Genomic DNA, 13,317 nt, shown 5'->3' with positions numbered 1-13,317 from the left:
GACCGCTGGGATCAGTTACGGGATCGCGACCCCGTGGAAACAGGCCCGTAACCGGAGGCCACGCCGTCGACCCCACTTCGGGGGTCGCGGCGAGATTTCGTGGTGGAGCGCTACAGCCGACGCTGAGGATCGGGGGCCGTGCACGGAATCGTCATCCGCGGAGCGATCACTCGTCGGACAGCTGCTCCATGATCCGGTCGGCGTCGCCCGGGAAGCACCGTGAGAGGGCCTGAACTGTGTAGTTCCCAGAGTACGCGTACAGGCTGATGCCGGCGATGTCGTCGCCGCCGCTCCCGAACACCGCGGGGCCGTCCTCCGAGTCGCGGACGACGACCTCCATCCCCTGAGCCCGCCAGTGGTCCGCCATCCGGGCCCCGTCGGCCGTCGGGTCCCCCGCGAGCTCGCTGCCCGTCAGGTACCGCCAGCGCGCGCCCTGCTCGCCGTCGGGCAACACACAGTCCTCGGCGTAGTCGGGGCCAGTCCGGGGCTTCCACACCCCACCGAGACGGGCTGTGGCGTCGTCCACCGCCTCGATCATGTGCTGCTTGGCGCTGTCGGCGTCCACGGTGGGCTCCGTTCGTCGTGTCGTGCTCGTGTCCGGCGCTCCGAAGGCGCACCCAGCGAGCAGACCGCTGAGCGTCGTCAGTAGGAGAGCACTCGCGATGCTGTGCCGCACGCAAGATGTGCTGATCGTGATCATCGGTCCCCGAGCATGGATTGGAAAGGCCCGAACAGCGCCTGATCCCGGTCGGTGGGAGGCTTCGGGACGAAGGGTGTCGCCGCTCCTTCGTGGCCTGTCGTGACTCGCCCGACGTTGTAGAGCGACTCGGTCTGCGCGTCCAGGTACCCGGAATGGTCACCGGTGAGCGGATCGTGGTTGAGCACTGGGCGTTGCTCTTCGACGGTTGCTGGATTCGTGTCCGTACCGAAAGTGGTGGCACCGAACACGCGTGTCGCCGGGTCGACGTGGTGGCCGGGAGCCATCCGCCCTAGGCCGGCGAGCTGATCACCGTGACCGGCCTCATCGAACACGACGTTCCGCGCTTGACCGACGTAGACGTGTTCTGCGTGCAACTTGCCGGCCGAGTCGACGTCGTTCGGTAGGCCAGCGGATCCCAGAGCAACGAAGCGGTCGACGTGCGCGCCGGTGGCCGACAGCGCGACGGCTGCAGTCGTGGTGCCGTACGAGTGCGCGACGACGTTCGTCGTCGGCATGTCGTCACCGCGGATCGCGCCCAGTCCGTCGATCGAAGCAGCGAGCTTCCGGCCGCCGACTTCCGCCTTCTGCATACCCAACACGGTCGTCACATCCGGTGTCTCGTAACCGATCCAGGCGATGACCGCTTGGCTGGGCTCGTCGACATCTCTTCCCTGTTCGTCGTAGATGTTCTGCGCAGCCCGCGCCCAGGAGCCCATGTCAGCGGTAGTGGTGTCCATCCCAGGCACCGCCCACGTGACGGAATTCGCGCTGTCGAGGTCACCTATCGACACGGCGGCGAGTGGAGGATGGTCCTCGGACAACGAGATGAGGTATCGCTGACCGTGGGCAGCCTGGTCAGGGACCTTCATCGCTGCGTTGATGTTCCGCAGTGCCTTCCGGTCCGCGTACAGCGCGTTGAGTTCCCGGGCGAGGGCGCTCGCTCCGCCCCCCGCCGATGCGACGGCGCCCTCGAGCTGCGCGATCTCGAGTTCCACGTCGCCCAGCCGCTGGTTGAGCACGAGGACGTTCGCTGTGCTCCGCGCCCAGTACGCGACCCCCTCGAGGTTCCCCAACCGGACAGCACCTCCGTCGGGAGCGCGTCGAGGACACCGGCGTCGGCCTTGGTCAACCCGAGGGCCCTCCACCCATCCGCGACCTGCGTCGGCGTCAGGCCCTCTGCGAAGAGCCCTCGCAACGCCGGAGCGGCCCGCCCGACGGCTGCGATGTCGAGTGCTGCATCTGAGAGGGACCCGTTCCCACCGGCCTGCTCGAACGCCTCGGCGACCTTGCCGATCCACGATCGGTCCTCATCGTTCTCCCGGACATAACGTTCGAAACCGTCGGGCATGCTCTTCCGGTCGAAGTGCACCCAGCCGCACGACGCCGTGAACGCCGACCAGGCGGTCCGCACGCGGTCAGCCTCGGCCGATGCGGTCGTGTCGAGGGCAGACACGGTCGACGCGAACCCCTGCAGTGCGCTCGGGTCCGCCGAGGACCTGCTCTGGCTCGCACCGTCGCCGTACCGCGCTCGCTCGCGACCGCGGAACTCGGCATCGACGATCGGAGGTCGGAGGGCCTCGCTCGACGGCTCACGGTCGACGAAGGCGTCCCACAGGTCAGTAGCGGTCCCGGCGAACGGGCCGGCGATCGCGCCGACCGTCTGCCGTCGCTCTGCCTCGCGAGCCTTCCACGCATCATGGGCGACCCGACGCGCCCGTTCTCGCTCCGCGGCGGCGACGGCACGATCGACATCCGTCGCCAGGTCGTCGAGCACCCCCGTCAGACGGCCCCGGTCCTCGGCCTCGATGACCACTGCATCGCGGAAGCGGCGCGCGTACGAACCTTCGAAGTCCGCGAGGGCGTCCTCGGCGGCCTGCCGACGGCTCCCGGCCTGACCGCGGAGTGTGTCAGCCGCCGACCGCGCGACCCGCGCCATCGCCTCGGCGCTCCCCGCGTCGAACTCGATGTCCCCCATGCACGATCCCCCGTCGTCGGTGCTCATCCCCCAGCACCTGGAACATTACCGCACGGCCTCAGAGCACGTCGCCCCGGCCGCTGATCTTCAGCGCGTCGACGACGCCCTTGACCCGTTGCGCGTTCGCGCTCGTCGTGACGAGCAGCGCGTCCGGGGTGTCGACGACCACGATGTCCTCGACGCCGATCAGCGAGATGAGCCGCTGGCTGTGCGAGACGACGATGCCGCTCGAGGAGTCCGCGAGGATGCGCGCGCCGTCACCGAGCACCGCGAGGTTGTTCGCCCGACCGCCGGACTGCAGCTTCGCGAGCGACGCGAAGTCGCCGACGTCGTCCCAGTCGAAGTCCCCGGGCACGACCGCCATCCGGCCGGCTGCCGCCGCGGGCTCGGCGACCGTGTAGTCGATCGCGATCTTCTCGAGCTCGGGCCACACCGCGTCGACGACCGCCCCGCGCGACGAGGTGTCCCACGCCGCGGCGAGTTCCTCGATGCCGGCGAGCAGCTCGGGCTTGGTCCGTCCGATCTCGGCGAGCAGGACGTCGGCGCGCGCGATGAACATCCCCGCGTTCCACAGGTAGGTCCCCTGCTCCACGTAGGAGCGGGCGGTGTCGAGGTCGGGCTTCTCGACGAACGAGCGCACCGCGTGCGCGGTCGGCGCACCCTCGATGCCGATCGGCTCGCCGTGCGCGTGGATGTAGCCGAACCCGATGGCGGGCTCGGTCGGGGTGATGCCGATCGTGGTCACGTACCCGGCGCGCGCGGCCACGACGGCCTCGCGGACGGAGCGGCGGAACCCGCGCTCGTCGCCGATGACGTGGTCCGCTGCGAAGGACCCGACGACGACGTCCGGTTCGCGGCGGTGCAGGATCGCCGCGGCGAGGCCGATCGCCGCGGTGCTGTCCTTCGGCTCGCTCTCGAGCACGACGTTGTGGTCCGCGACGCCGGGGAGCTGCGCCTCGACCGCTGCCCGGTGCGCCCGGCCGGTGACGACCATGATCCGTTGGTCGCCGGCGAGGGGCGCGAGGCGGTCCCAGGTCTGCCGCAGTAGCGAGGTGCCGGAACCGGTCAGGTCGTGCAGGAACTTCGGCGCGTCGGCGCGCGACAGCGGCCACAGCCGGGAGCCGATGCCGCCGGCCGGGATGATCGCGTAGAAGTCCTCGAGTGCGTCTGCCACGCGCTCACCGTACCGGTCCCGCCGGACGCGACCTGGACGCCGCCCGCACGGTGCCCGGAAGCACCAGCGAGCGCTGCGCGCCGGACCGGGCCCCGATCCTCCCGTCCGGGTGTTCACCACCTGCCTGCCGGGCGTTCACGCGGACCGCACCACCCGGTCACGCCGCTCCCGGAGCATGGGCCGCACCATGAGCGCACGCAGCGTGGAGCGCGGCACGTCCCAACGGACCGTGGCCGTCGTGACCGAGAGCTTCCTGCCCACCCTCAACGGCGTCACCACCAGCGTCCTGGCGGTCCTCGACCACCTGGAGCGCCGTGGGCACCGCGCGGTCGTGATCGCCCCGGACACCCCCGGACTCGCGCAGTTCCGCTCGAAGACGCAGGTGGAGCGCTACCGCTCCTTCGACGTCCACCGCGTCCCGGCGGTGGCGTACCGCCAGTTCCCCGTCGCCCTCCCCCACCCGGTGCTCGACACGATCCTCGCCGCCTCCGGCGCCGACGTGCTCCACGCCGCCAGTCCGTTCCTGCTGGGTGGACGCGCCATCACGGCGGCCGGGAGGCTCGGCATCCCCTCCGTCGCCGTGTTCCAGACCGACGTGGCCGGGTTCGCACGCCGCAACGGCCTGACCGCGACCGTCCCGTTGGTGCGCAGGATCCTCGGACGCATCCACGCCGGCGCGTCGCTGACGCTCGCGCCGTCGAGCGCGACCGCCGCGATGCTCGCCGAGGACGGCGTCCCGCGGGTGACGCGGTGGGGCCGGGGCGTCGACACGACGCTCTTCCACCCGGACCGTCGGCACAGCGCGTCGGTGCGTGCGGCACGTCGGCGGATCGCACCGGACGGCGAGACGATCGTCGGCTACGTCGGGCGGCTCGCGCCCGAGAAGGAGGTCGAGCGACTCGCCGAGCTCGGCGGCCTCCCCGGGATCCGGGTCGTCGTCGCCGGGGGCGGCCCGTCCCGCGCGTACCTGGAGCGTCGGCTCCGGCACCTCGACGTCACGTTCACCGGTCCGCTGCGGGGCGACGCGCTGGCCGACGCGTACGCGATGCTCGACGTCTTCGTGCACACGGGTCCCGCGGAGACCTTCGGCCAGACCCTGCAGGAGGCGCACGCGACCGGGCTGCCCGTGGTGGCACCGGCCGCCGGCGGTCCGCTCGACCTCGTCGCGCCGGGCCTCGACGGCGAGCTGTACGACCCGGACGTCCCGCAGGCACTGCGCCGGGCGGTGCTCGGGCTCGTCGGCGACCCGGACGCCGCGGCGCGGATGGGCTCGGCCGGGCGGCTCCGCGTCGAGGGCACCACGTGGGAGGCCATCGGCGACCAGCTCCTCGCGCACCACGACACGGCGCGGACGATCGGCGCGCCGCCTGCCCTGACGCGCACCGCGCGGGCCGGTCGGGACGAGAAGGTCAGCGCGGGCGCATAGGATGGGTCGTGTTCCACACGAACACGAACGGCAAGGGCTCGCCGATCGGCGAGCCCGTCCTATGGGAGGACTTGCTCATGGCCGAGCAGACCGCAGGCGGGACGACGGTGGTCGAACCGCGCGTGACGATCGATGCGCCGCGCGCGTCCCGGAAGCTCGAGGGGACGCTGTACCGCGGGTCCACGGGGATGTGGTCGTGGGTGCTGCACCGGATCACCGGCGTCGCGATCTACTTCTTCCTGCTGGTGCACATCCTCGACACGGCCCTCGTGCGGCTCTCGCCCGAGGCCTACAACGCCGTCATCGGGACCTACAAGACGCCGATCATGAACCTCGGTGAGATCGCCCTCGTGATGGCGATCGTCTTCCATGCCCTGAACGGCCTGCGCATCATCCTGGTGGACTTCTGGTCGAAGGGCCCGAAGTACCAGCGCGCCATGTTCTGGATCGTGCTCGTCGTGTGGGCAGTCCTCATCGCGGGCTTCCTCCCGCGCCAGCTCATGAACCTCGTCGCGGACTTCCAGTAGGCGAAGGGACGGGAGACGACCATGACCACACAGACCGTCGAGCCGCCTCGCTCGGCCAGCGCCGCACGCCGCACCACCAACTGGGAGAAGTGGGGGTGGATCTACATGCGCGCCTCGGGCGTCCTGCTCGTCGTGCTCATCTTCGGCCACCTCTTCGTCAACATGGTCGCGGGTGAAGGCGTCAAGCAGATCGACTTCGCCTTCGTCGCCGGCAAGTGGGCCAACCCGTTCTGGCAGGTGTGGGACTCGCTCATGCTGGTCCTCGCCCTGGTGCACGGCTCCAACGGCATGCGCACGATCATCAACGACTACGTCGCGAAGCCCGGGATCCGGAAGACCCTGCTGCTCGCCGTGCTCATCGCCTGCGTCGCACTCGTCGTGCTCGGGCTGCTCGTCTGCTGGACGTTCGATCCGTGCCCCGCCGGCGCCGCCGCTGCGGACCTGCCGTCGTTCTGCCCGGCGCGCTGACGATCCCCGACGACCGCTCCTCCTCCGAACGAAAGACCCCTGTGCCTGCGAACACCCCGACCGAGACCACGGTCCACCACCACCAGCACGACATCGTCATCATCGGCGCGGGCGGCGCCGGGATGCGCGCCGCGATCGAGGCCGGTCCGAAGGCCAAGACCGCCGTCATCTCGAAGCTCTACCCGACGCGCTCCCACACGGGCGCGGCGCAGGGCGGCATGGCCGCCGCACTCGCGAACGTCGAAGAGGACTCGTGGGAGTGGCACACCTTCGACACGATCAAGGGCGGCGACTACCTGGTCGACCAGGACGCCGCCGAGATCCTGGCGAAGGAGGCCATCGACGCGGTCATCGACCTCGAGAACATGGGCCTGCCCTTCAACCGCACCCCGGAGGGCAAGATCGACCAGCGTCGCTTCGGCGGCCACACCCGCGACCACGGCAAGGCCCCGGTCCGCCGGGCCTGCTACGCCGCGGACCGCACGGGCCACATGATCCTGCAGACGCTGTTCCAGAACTGCGTGAAGCTCGGCGTCGAGTTCCACAACGAGTTCTACGCGCTCGACCTCGTCATGGTGGACGTCACGGGCGACGACGGCGTCACGCGCAAGCAGCCGGCGGGCGTCGTCGCGTACGAGCTCGCCACGGGTGACCTGCACGTCTTCCACGCCAAGGCCGTGATCTTCGCGACCGGTGGCTTCGGCAAGATGTTCAAGACCACCTCGAACGCCCACACCCTGACCGGCGACGGCGTCGGCATCGTCTGGCGCACCGGCCTACCGCTCGAGGACATGGAGTTCTTCCAGTTCCACCCGACCGGCCTCGCCGGCCTCGGCATCCTGCTCACCGAGGGCGCCCGCGGCGAGGGGGCGATCCTCCGCAACGCCTCCGGCGAACGCTTCATGGAGCGCTACGCCCCGACGATCAAGGACCTCGCTCCCCGCGACATCGTCGCCCGGTGCATGGTGCAGGAGGTCGCCGAGGGCCGCGGTGCCGGCCCGAACAAGGACTACGTCCTGCTCGACTGCACGCACCTCGGTGCCGAGGTCCTCGAGACGAAGCTGCCGGACATCACCGAGTTCGCGCGCACCTACCTCGGGGTCGACCCGGTCGTCGAGCCGGTGCCGGTCATGCCGACCGCGCACTACGCGATGGGCGGCATCCCGACGAACGTCAAGGCCGAGGTCCTGTACGACAACACAACCGTCGTCCCCGGTCTGTACGCCGCCGGCGAGTGCGCGTGCGTGTCCGTGCACGGCTCGAACCGCCTCGGCACGAACTCGCTGCTCGACATCAACGTGTTCGGCAAGCGCTCCGGCAACAACGCGGCCGAGTACGTCCAGACCGCGGAGTTCCTCCCCCTGCCGGAGGACCCGGCCGCCGGGATCCGCGACATGCTCGCGCAGCTGCGCTCCTCGACCGGCACCGAACGCATCGCCGTGCTGCGCAAGGAGCTGCAGGACGAGATGGACAAGAACGCGCAGGTGTTCCGCACCGACGAGTCGCTCGGCAAGATGACCGAGACCATCCACGAGCTGCGCGACCGGTTCCGCAACGTCGCCGTGCAGGACAAGGGCAAGCGGTTCAACACCGACCTGCTCGAGGCGGTCGAGCTCGGCTTCCTGCTCGACCTGGCCGAGGTCGTCGTCTACTCCGCGCGCAACCGCAAGGAGAGCCGCGGCGGACACATGCGCGACGACTACCCGAAGCGCGACGACGAGAACTACATGCAGCACACCATGGCGTACCTGACGGGCGACCCGCACTCGTCACTCGCCGACGACCACATCACGCTCGACTGGAAGCCCGTCGTGGTGACGCGCTACGAGCCGATGGAGAGGAAGTACTGATGACCGACACCCTGGTCTCCGACGCCCCCCGCACCGACACCGTGCAGGACGCCCCTCCCGGATCGTTCCCCGTGACGGTGATCGTCCGGCGCTTCGACCCCGAGGTCGACGACGAGCCGCGCTGGCAGGACTTCGACGTCATGATGCTGCCGACCGACCGCATCCTCGACGCCCTGCACAAGATCAAGTGGGAGCAGGACGGGTCGCTGACGTTCCGCCGTTCCTGCGCGCACGGCGTGTGCGGGTCCGACGCGATGCGGATCAACGGGCGCAACCGTCTGGCGTGCAAGACGCTCATCAAGGACCTCGACGTGTCGAAGCCGATCTACGTCGAGGCGATCAAGGGCCTGCCGCTCGAGAAGGACCTCGTCGTCGACATGGAGCCCTTCTTCCAGTCCTTCCGCGAGGTCCAGCCGTTCCTGCAGGCGTCGAGCAAGCCGGAGAAGGGCAAGGAGCGCGTGCAGTCCGTCGCGGACCGCGCCCGCTTCGACGACACCACGAAGTGCATCCTCTGCGCCGCGTGCACGTCGTCCTGCCCCGTGTTCTGGACCGACGGCCAGTACTTCGGTCCTGCGGCCATCGTGAACGCTCACCGCTTCATCTTCGACTCCCGCGACGACGCCGCGAACGTGCGGCTCGACATCCTCAACGACAAGGAGGGCGTCTGGCGCTGCCGCACCACCTTCAACTGCTCCGAGGCCTGCCCGCGCGGGATCCAGGTGACGAAGGCCATCTCCGAGGTCAAGCAGGCGATCATGCGCGGCGGCGCGTGACGCCGGTGTGCACCGAGCGCCCAGCGGGATCTCGGCGAACGGCATGTCGGCGCCCGGTAGGCTCGCGGCCATGACGTTCGCGGAGACCCGCCCCATCCTCGACCAGCTCGGCTACACCGTCCGGTACGTGCAGCTCCCCGGGGAGCAACTGCACGAGCCGCCGGTGGAGGGCGCGCTCCGCATCGTGCCGGCAGAGCAGCCGGACGACTTCGCGCTCGAGGTCGTCGACTACGGCACTGCGCGTCGGCTCGCGACCGCCCGTGGCGAGGCCGATGCGGTCGAGATGCTGAGGCGTTTCCTGAACCGCGCGTTCCCGGCGTCACGGGACATCCCCCGCCACGAGCTCGACGGGCTCCGCGACCGTGCCGCCTCGACGTACCCGCAGCTCGCGCAGCAGGTCGCCCAGGCCGGCGACCAGGGCCTGCGCATCCAGATCCCCGCTGGCGTGCCCGTCGACCGCGTCGGCGGTCCGGACGGCTACCTGCTGCACCCGCTCGACACCCCGCTCCCCCAGCGCGCCCTGCCGCCGCACGTCGCGGCAGCACCCGAGGTGCACCGGTACGTCGTCGACCGGCCGTTCCTGGTCGAGGTCTCGTTCGTGCAACCCTGGTTCGACCAGCCCGGCGGTGCGCTGCGCTTCCGGACCGCGGACCCGTCGGTCACGATCCGCGACCTCGTCGTCGACGGCTCGCTCGTCCGACTCCGCGTGGTCTGACCGGCGGCGCCCGGCTCGAGCACGACGAAGCGGCCCACCCCGTGAGCGATGGGCCGCTTCGTCGTGCTGCGGGTCTCGGCGCGGGTGTCGGCTCAGTACCCGCCGGTGGTGCCCTGCATGTTCGCCGCTGCGGAGAACACGACGATCATCGACACGATGCTGAGCACGATCGACAGGGCGCTGATGATCACGCCCGCCAGGGCCAGACCACGGCCGCGCTCACCGGTGCGCTTGAGCTGCACGAGCGCGATGATGCTCACGACGAGTCCGGCGATGTTCACGACGAAGGCGAGGACGAACCCGACGATCGCGAGGACGTTGAAGCGGTCGGACGCCGGCGCTGCGGGCTTGTACGGCTGGGCGGTGGTCATGGGGTCCCCCTCGGGAAGTGTGCTGCAGGACCAGACCGGGCGGCTGGTCGGCACCAATGTACCGGCGGAAGGGCGTCCCGTCCGCGGCGCGACGTCAGGCCGTCGGCTGGCCGTCCGGGCGGTCGTACTGCGCGCCCGCGGGGTTCGACTCGAGCGCACCGAACACGATCGCCGCGATGCCGGTCACGAGCGAGATGAGCCAGAAGGGTCCGGCGAGGTTCGCGTCGTGCACCCGGCGCCACCCGAGCGCGAAGGTCGGCACGATGGTCGCCGCCCACCACACGAAGTACAGGACGAGGAACAGGATGCCGACGACCGGGATCGAGCCGTTCGAGGTGGACTGCCCGTACTCGTCGACCGTCGTGGACGACGCCGCCCAGGCGATCATGCCGGCGATGTAGCCGCCGAACAGGATCGTCGAGATGATCGCGTTCGCGAGGAACCAGTACCAGAACTCGCTGCGGCTGGCGCGCCCGTCGAACCGCGCGTACTTCTTCCAGAACCGGGTGAAGGCGTCGAGGAACCCGATGCCGTACCAGGGCGCCCAGAGGGGCGGGGCGCCGCTCGCGTCCCGCGGGATCGGGCCGGCGGGGACGTACTGCGGGTAGGGCTGGCCGGCCTGGGGCTGCCCGTACTGGGGCTGCTGCCCGTACGGCTGCTGCGGCTGCCCGTACTGCTGGGGCTGCTGCCCGTACTGCTGGGGCTGCCCGTACGGCTGCTGCGGCTGCGCGTACTGGGGCTGCTGCCCGTACGGCTGCGGCTGCCCGTACTGCGGCTGCTGGTCGCCGGGCTGGTCCGGCTTGCCCCACTGCGGGCTCTGGTCGTTCGTCATCGTCCTGCCTCCGGTCGGTCGTGTCGGGCTCCCTCGGGGTTCGACGGCAGGAGACCGAAGACGATCCCCACGATCCCGACGAACACCGCGATCAGGTACAGCGCACCGGGCAGGTTCGCGTCGTGCAGACGCCGCCATCCGAGGGCGAGGGTCGGCACGATGGTCGCGAGCCACCAGAGCGCGGGCAGGGCCAGGAGGAGCCAGAACACCGGCCCCGGCGGGGTCGTGGCCTGGTAGACCTGGCCGCCGCCGAGGTCGTAGGTCCGGTACTCGACCGTCGCCACCCGGTAGGCGATCGCGACCGTCACCAGGATGAAGGACAGCCCGGCGACCACCAGGTACGCCCACCAGAACTCGCTGCGACTCGCACGACCGCTGAAGGTCGCGTACTTGCGGAAGAAGCGTCCGACCGCCTGCCCGAACGACGCGCCGTACCGGGGCGCCCAGATGGGCGGCTCACCCGCTGGGCCGCCGGACGCCGGCTCGGTCGCGGTACGGTACGGCGCTCCTGGTTGCTGCTGTGTCACGGTGTCCCCCTCGTGGTCGGTGCTGCGTTCCCCACGATCCAACCAGAACGACCGGCCCACATGTCACACCTGATCGGGTCGGTCGAACCGCTGCCCCTGGGGATCGGTCCCGATCAGTCCGACGATCAGCGCGAAGAGCACGCCGATCGGCGGGATGATGAAGAAGAGGGCGAAGTACCCGGACAGGTTCACGTCGTGCAGGCGCCGCATGGTCAGCGCGACGAAGCCGATCGCGCACGCCAGCGACCAGAGCGTCGTGATGCCGTCGTCCGCGTTCGAGACGAAGGGCAGCCCGTCGAGCAGGCCGCCGAGGATGCCTGCCACCACCGATCCGATCGCGTACCAGAGCGCCCAGAACCAGAACTCGCTGCGGCTCGCGCGGCCGTCGAACCGGACGTACTTCTTCCAGAAGCGGGTGAACGCCTCGTGGAACGGGATGCCGTACCACGGCGCCCACAGCGGCGGGACCTGCCCCCGACCGGGCGCGGGCGGCCGCTGGCTGTACTGCGCCTGGCCGTACTGCGCCTGGCCGTACTGCGGCTGGCCGTACTGCTGCTGCGTGTACGGGGGCTGCTGCCCGTACGGGGGCTGCTGGCCGTACGGAAGCTGCTGGCCGTACGGAAGCTGCTGGCCGTACGGGGGCTGCTGGCCGTACGGAAGCTGCTGGCCGTACGGGGGCTGCTGTCCGTACGTGGGCTGCTGGCCGTAGGGGTCCTGGTTGCTCATGGGGTCCTCCCGGATCGCGGTGCCCTCCGAGTCTGGCAGCCCACCGGACCGCCCCACGTCCCCCTGCAGGCGGATCCGCGCCGACCGACCGGTGTCAGGGCACCAGCGCCAGCTTGCCGCCGGGGTGCTGCGATTCGAGCACCTGGGCGGCCTCCCGCGCGTCGGCGAGCGGGAACGTCCGCGCCACGGGCACGACCAACCGACCCTCCGCTGCCAGGTCGACGAGCCGCTGCCGCACGGAGTCCCGGAACGCCTTGCTCTCGGGCTGCGCGCCACCGACGGCCTGGATGCCGTCCGCCTCCGCGCGGCCGAAGGCGGCGATCGTGACGATCCGGCTCCGGTCCGCGACCACCGCGAGCGAGACGTCCACGGCCTCGTCGCTCCCGACGCAGTCCAGTGCCACGTCGACACCGGACGGAGCGAGGGCACGGATGCGTGCCTCCAGGCCGTCGCCGTACGCGACCCACTCGCCACCGAAGCGGCGGACGGTGTCGGCGTTGCGCTCGGAGGCCGTGCCGATGACCCGTGCCCCGAGCAGCCGCAGCTGCTGGAGCAGGCTCACGCCGACGGCACCGGAGGCGCCGTGGACGACCACGGTGTCCGACCCCTCGGCGCGCGTGACGCGGAGCATGTCGGCCGCGGTCGTGCCGGCCAGGAGCAGGTTCGCCGCCTCGGGGAACCCGAGGGACGCGGGCTTGGCGAAGACGTCGGCGGCGGGCACGGTGATCCGCTCCGCCCAGCCGCCGGAGACGCGGAAGGCCAGGACCGCGTCGCCGACGGCTCCCCCACCCGAGGCGATCGTGGTGTCCGGGCCGAGGGCGCTGATGGTCCCGGCGACCTCGTACCCGATCGGGATCGGCAGGTCGGACGGGTCGCCCTGCCGGGTGTGCTTCGTGTCGGCGGGGTTCATGCCGGCGGCGCGGACGTCGATCGTGACCTCGCCCGGGCCGGGGCCACGGACCTCGGTGTCGGCGTACTCGAGGACCTCGCTGCCGCCGAACCGCGGGGCGACCCAGTGCTTCGTCATGGCGCCGACGCTACGCCGGGACACCCGGACGCCACCGAGACACCGCCGGGTCGCCGAGACGGAGCCGGATCCGGCGGCGTCGCGCGGGCGAAGGGGCGTCTCGGGGAGAGCGCAGCGGCTCGTCCCGGGTGACGGGCCGGCTCCCGTACGGACGGGGGGCGCGGCGCCAGCCGGCACCGCGCCCCCCGGCCCTCCTGGGGCCGGGTATCGCGCGGTCTGTGGGCCG

General features: G+C 70.9%; 15 protein-coding genes. 6 read left to right on the top strand and 9 right to left on the bottom strand.

The window, feature by feature from the left end; genetic code table 11:
• Nucleotides 1-166 precede the first annotated feature (166 nt).
• The 4 genes from HUN58_RS14020 to HUN58_RS14005 form a co-directional block, all read right to left on the bottom strand.
• The gene (locus HUN58_RS14020; protein ID WP_180224980.1) at nt 167-565 is read right to left on the bottom strand and encodes a hypothetical protein; all 399 of its coding nucleotides are present in this window, start codon (nt 563-565) and stop codon (nt 167-169) included.
• A 131-nt stretch (nt 566-696) separates the two neighbouring features.
• On the bottom strand, nt 697-1,569 hold the full coding sequence (locus tag HUN58_RS14015; protein WP_180224979.1) for an alpha/beta hydrolase: 873 nt from the start codon (nt 1,567-1,569) through the stop codon (nt 697-699).
• Nucleotides 1,566-2,702, bottom strand: a complete 1,137-nt coding sequence (locus HUN58_RS14010) for a hypothetical protein (protein WP_180224978.1) — start codon at nt 2,700-2,702, stop codon at nt 1,566-1,568. Before HUN58_RS14010 ends, HUN58_RS14015 begins: the two co-directional genes overlap by 4 nt.
• 31 nt (nt 2,703-2,733) lie before the next feature.
• Entirely contained in the window at nt 2,734-3,849 is a 1,116-nt protein-coding gene (locus HUN58_RS14005; RefSeq protein WP_174777985.1) for a mannose-1-phosphate guanylyltransferase, read from the bottom strand.
• Nucleotides 3,850-4,036: 187 nt separating this feature from the next.
• On the opposite strand from HUN58_RS14005, the gene HUN58_RS14000 reads away from it, so the two are divergent.
• The 6 genes from HUN58_RS14000 to HUN58_RS13975 all read left to right on the top strand — a co-directional run bounded on the left by HUN58_RS14000 (nt 4,037) and on the right by HUN58_RS13975 (nt 9,608).
• Nucleotides 4,037-5,275, top strand: coding sequence for a glycosyltransferase family 1 protein (locus HUN58_RS14000; protein WP_241490218.1), 1,239 nt, complete (start codon nt 4,037-4,039; stop codon nt 5,273-5,275).
• A 77-nt stretch (nt 5,276-5,352) separates the two neighbouring features.
• Entirely contained in the window at nt 5,353-5,802 is a 450-nt protein-coding gene (sdhC, locus tag HUN58_RS13995; protein ID WP_114849864.1) for a succinate dehydrogenase, cytochrome b556 subunit, read from the top strand.
• A gap of 21 nt (nt 5,803-5,823) precedes the next feature.
• Nucleotides 5,824-6,270, top strand: a complete 447-nt coding sequence (gene sdhD, locus HUN58_RS13990; protein ID WP_058742732.1) for a succinate dehydrogenase, hydrophobic membrane anchor protein — start codon at nt 5,824-5,826, stop codon at nt 6,268-6,270.
• Nucleotides 6,271-6,311: 41 nt separating this feature from the next.
• On the top strand, nt 6,312-8,120 hold the full coding sequence (gene sdhA, locus HUN58_RS13985) for a succinate dehydrogenase flavoprotein subunit (protein WP_058742733.1): 1,809 nt from the start codon (nt 6,312-6,314) through the stop codon (nt 8,118-8,120).
• Nucleotides 8,120-8,893, top strand: coding sequence for a succinate dehydrogenase iron-sulfur subunit (locus HUN58_RS13980; protein ID WP_058742734.1), 774 nt, complete (start codon nt 8,120-8,122; stop codon nt 8,891-8,893). Before sdhA ends, HUN58_RS13980 begins: the two co-directional genes overlap by 1 nt.
• A gap of 70 nt (nt 8,894-8,963) precedes the next feature.
• Nucleotides 8,964-9,608, top strand: a complete 645-nt coding sequence (locus HUN58_RS13975; RefSeq protein WP_180224977.1) for a TNT domain-containing protein — start codon at nt 8,964-8,966, stop codon at nt 9,606-9,608.
• A 92-nt stretch (nt 9,609-9,700) separates the two neighbouring features.
• Here HUN58_RS13975 and HUN58_RS13970 read toward each other — a convergent pair whose 3' ends face one another.
• The 5 genes from HUN58_RS13970 to HUN58_RS13950 all read right to left on the bottom strand — a co-directional run bounded on the left by HUN58_RS13970 (nt 9,701) and on the right by HUN58_RS13950 (nt 13,091).
• Complete coding sequence (locus tag HUN58_RS13970; RefSeq protein WP_180224976.1) at nt 9,701-9,979, bottom strand: DUF4190 domain-containing protein; 279 nt, start codon at nt 9,977-9,979, stop codon at nt 9,701-9,703.
• A gap of 94 nt (nt 9,980-10,073) precedes the next feature.
• Nucleotides 10,074-10,811 (bottom strand): DUF805 domain-containing protein, encoded by a 738-nt coding sequence (locus HUN58_RS13965; RefSeq protein ID WP_180224975.1) that lies wholly within the window; start codon nt 10,809-10,811, stop codon nt 10,074-10,076.
• Entirely contained in the window at nt 10,808-11,338 is a 531-nt protein-coding gene (locus HUN58_RS13960) for a DUF805 domain-containing protein (protein ID WP_180224974.1), read from the bottom strand. Before HUN58_RS13960 ends, HUN58_RS13965 begins: the two co-directional genes overlap by 4 nt.
• Before the next feature lie 63 nt (nt 11,339-11,401).
• Nucleotides 11,402-12,064, bottom strand: coding sequence for a DUF805 domain-containing protein (locus HUN58_RS13955; RefSeq protein WP_180224973.1), 663 nt, complete (start codon nt 12,062-12,064; stop codon nt 11,402-11,404).
• Nucleotides 12,065-12,158: 94 nt separating this feature from the next.
• Nucleotides 12,159-13,091 (bottom strand): NADP-dependent oxidoreductase, encoded by a 933-nt coding sequence (locus HUN58_RS13950; protein WP_180224972.1) that lies wholly within the window; start codon nt 13,089-13,091, stop codon nt 12,159-12,161.
• Between the last annotated feature and the right edge of the window lie 226 nt (nt 13,092-13,317).

The sequence above is a fragment of the Curtobacterium sp. Csp1 genome (assembly GCF_013347185.1).
The sequence above is the reverse complement of the archived record's forward strand: the minus strand, read 5'-3'. Positions and strand labels throughout refer to the sequence as shown.

Excerpts from the sequence above, each read along its gene's own strand:
- HUN58_RS14015 (WP_180224979.1), bottom strand. The coding sequence starts at position 1,569 with ATGAAGGTCCCTGACCAGGCTGCCCACGGTCAGCGATACCTCATCTCG.
- HUN58_RS14010 (WP_180224978.1), bottom strand. The coding sequence starts at position 2,702 with ATGAGCACCGACGACGGGGGATCGTGCATGGGGGACATCGAGTTCGAC.
- HUN58_RS14000 (WP_241490218.1), top strand. The coding sequence starts at position 4,037 with ATGAGCGCACGCAGCGTGGAGCGCGGCACGTCCCAACGGACCGTGGCC.
- sdhC (WP_114849864.1), top strand. The coding sequence starts at position 5,353 with ATGGCCGAGCAGACCGCAGGCGGGACGACGGTGGTCGAACCGCGCGTG.
- sdhD (WP_058742732.1), top strand. The coding sequence starts at position 5,824 with ATGACCACACAGACCGTCGAGCCGCCTCGCTCGGCCAGCGCCGCACGC.
- HUN58_RS13980 (WP_058742734.1), top strand. The coding sequence starts at position 8,120 with ATGACCGACACCCTGGTCTCCGACGCCCCCCGCACCGACACCGTGCAG.
- HUN58_RS13975 (WP_180224977.1), top strand. The coding sequence starts at position 8,964 with ATGACGTTCGCGGAGACCCGCCCCATCCTCGACCAGCTCGGCTACACC.
- HUN58_RS13970 (WP_180224976.1), bottom strand. The coding sequence starts at position 9,979 with ATGACCACCGCCCAGCCGTACAAGCCCGCAGCGCCGGCGTCCGACCGC.
- HUN58_RS13965 (WP_180224975.1), bottom strand. The coding sequence starts at position 10,811 with ATGACGAACGACCAGAGCCCGCAGTGGGGCAAGCCGGACCAGCCCGGC.
- HUN58_RS13955 (WP_180224973.1), bottom strand. The coding sequence starts at position 12,064 with ATGAGCAACCAGGACCCCTACGGCCAGCAGCCCACGTACGGACAGCAG.
- HUN58_RS13950 (WP_180224972.1), bottom strand. The coding sequence starts at position 13,091 with ATGACGAAGCACTGGGTCGCCCCGCGGTTCGGCGGCAGCGAGGTCCTC.